This is a genomic window from Arthrobacter rhombi, assembly GCF_900163545.1.
Lineage (GTDB): Bacteria > Actinomycetota > Actinomycetes > Actinomycetales > Micrococcaceae > Arthrobacter_H > Arthrobacter_H rhombi_A.
In genome coordinates this window covers 1-2,600 of record NZ_FUHW01000039.1, presented here as the reverse complement: position 1 = coordinate 2,600, position 2,600 = coordinate 1, and the positions used below count along the sequence as shown (strand labels likewise).

Genomic DNA, 2,600 nt, shown 5'->3' with positions numbered 1-2,600 from the left:
TTGGCGAGTAGCGCTTGACGGTAGCGCGAGTCCACGTAGTTGGTAGCGTTTCTGACGAGGCGGTAGCGGCCCGAGTCGAGTTCCCGGGCCGCTACGCTGCTATTCCCAATAGTCCTCGTGGGCCCGAGCCTGGTCGTTGCGGTGTCTACGCATGTCGATCTGGCCAAGGTTGATGATCCTGGCGTTGTTGGCGAGTCGGTTCACGATCGAGTCCGCAGCAACGCGGTCCGGCAGTTCGGCAACCCAGTGCGCCGGCCCGGTCTGCGAGGCAATCATCGTTGGCAACCGATGCTCGCGGTTTGCGAGGATCGCGAACAGGTCGCTGGCCGCGTCACTGTCGATGCCGACCGTAAGGAAGTCATCGATGATGAGCAGGTCAATGTTGGAAAGTTCGTTCAACAGTTTCTGGTGGGCGATGCCGTCGCCCCGGGCGATGATGAGCCGACGGGCTAGGTCGTCCATCCGGAAGTAGAGAACCGAGTGTTCACTCTGGCAGGCGCCGATGGCCAGCGCGCATGCGAGGTAGGTCTTCCCGCCACCGGTAGGCGAGATGATGAGCAAGTTCGTCGCGTCCGAGCGCCAGTCATGTACTGCATAGCGTCGCATTCTGACCGGCGTGATGCCGCGCCCATCGCGGTAGTCCACCTCCGCGACGGTCGCCCCCGGGATGGGGAAAGCGGCCTGGCGGATGAGTTTGTCGACTTTGTTGATGCGTCGGGACTCCAACGCATCGTCGACGGCGGTTAGGAACAGCTGCTCGGGGGTGAGCGTGTCGTTGGCTTCGTCCTGGATGAGTTCCTCCAGCCGGGTCGCGACATGGGTCACGCGCAGGGCCCGGAATTTGTCGTAGTCAATGCTGGTGAACATCACTGTCCCTCCTCGTCGCGTACGTAATGGGAGGCATCGCGAACATAAACATCCGTGGTGGTGTCGGGGAAAACGACGGGGCTGACGCGTTTGCGTGTCGAGGCCGCCGGGACCACCGGGCGGGGCTTTTTCGCATCGCTGTCGATCGCCGCCATCAGACGCTTCAGGCTCGTATAGCTCGGATGGGCACGGCGGTTTATGAGTTCCTGGCAGGCCGCCTCCAGTCGTTCCCGGTTGTTTTTGCCGAGACCGTCGAGGATGTTCTGGCAGGTCAAATAGCCCTGCGCCTCGATCATTTGCCCGTCGAGGATCTGCTTGATGACTTGTACTGTTGCCGGCCCGACGTTGCGGGCCCGATCGGTGAACCAACTCCTGGACCACAGCCCATCGATGTTGCGATGTTGCGGCGGGACATGTTCGGGCAACGTCGAGTATTGCCCCTTGCGGCCCGTCAACCGGGGGTGCTCGCAGATCCTCTCGTGTCCGTCGAAGACGGTGATCCGTGACGATGTCAGCCTCACCCGCAGCAATCGGCCCGCCAACGCAAACGGCACGGAATACCGTTGTGTGTCCGCGGTGACGTGGTAGTTTCGAGCCGCCTTCAGCTCCTTCCACTCGACGTCCTCAAACCCGTCCTCGGGCAGCGGGCCGAGAACGGGGGCTTCCTCGGCTTGGAATCTCTCCCACCGGGTCGTGTCGTCGGCGCGGCGGATATCATGATTGATCTCCCTCACCCGCTCCTCGATCGCCTCGTTCAGCTCGCTGAGGGTCGTGAACACATCGTCCTCGAGATAGCCGATGACGCGTTTGTTCACCACGTTGACCGCGTTTTCGGCCGCCGCCTTGTCTCGGGGTTTCTTCACTCGCGCCGGCACGATCGCGGTCTGGTAGTGGTCGGCGAGCTGCTGATAGCGTGCATTCACCACCCGCTCGGCATCGCCCTTGCGGGCCTGGTGGGTCGAGGTCGTCGGGTTATCAGGCACGACGATCTGCGCCACGCCACCAAAGAACGCGAAAGACTGCACGTGGGCGTCGAGCCACGCCGGAGACTTCATATCCGCATAGGCGCGGCAGAACAACGCGCCAGAGTATGGCAACACCGCAACGAACAGAACGGCTCGGACCACCTCGCCGGAGATCGCGTCCACGACGTCCATTGTGTCCCCGGCCCAGTCAACCAGCATCGCCCGGCCTGGCTGGTGGCGCAGCACGGCCACGAGATCGTGGGTGCGGAGGTAGTCGGTGAACAGTGCACAGAACTGCGAATATCCATACTTCTTCCCGGCTTCCTTGGTGTCGATGTATCGACGCCAGGCCAACAGCAAAGTGAAGTGCCGGTTCTGCTTCATCGCCGCCACCACCCGCGACAGGTCGGGCTGGTCATACTCATCCGAGACTTTCCGTCGCCCGTCCGGGAACCACTGCGCGAGCTCAGTGTCGCTCACCGCGACCACCGAGGTCAGGGCCCGCTCACGGATTTCTTGCCGAACCCGTGACACGTCGCGGTGCGAGCATTCCGCGATCTCTACAACCTCGCGGTAGCTGCGCCCCTCCAGCAGCAGCACCAAGATCTTTCGATAGTCCGCCATGAATCCACCCTCCAAAATGAAAAGACAGCACCTCTTGTGTCGTCATCTCACATCAGAGCAGCCCCATGCCCGGAGCGCTACCATGTCCCCGGAATCGTGCTACCAACTGTCCAGACGTGCGCTACCGTCAAGCGCTACTCGCCA

2 protein-coding genes are annotated in these 2,600 nt (G+C 62.2%); both read right to left on the bottom strand.

Annotated elements, in window-relative coordinates:
• Positions 1 to 99: 99 nt before the first annotated feature.
• Positions 100 to 867, bottom strand: coding sequence for an ATP-binding protein (locus FM101_RS12320; protein ID WP_087000087.1), 768 nt, complete (start codon positions 865 to 867; stop codon positions 100 to 102).
• Positions 867 to 2,432, bottom strand: a complete 1,566-nt coding sequence (gene istA, locus FM101_RS12315) for an IS21 family transposase (RefSeq protein WP_245806692.1) — start codon at positions 2,430 to 2,432, stop codon at positions 867 to 869. The genes FM101_RS12320 and istA overlap by 1 nt, the downstream gene beginning before the upstream one ends.
• Positions 2,433 to 2,600: the final 168 nt, after the last annotated feature.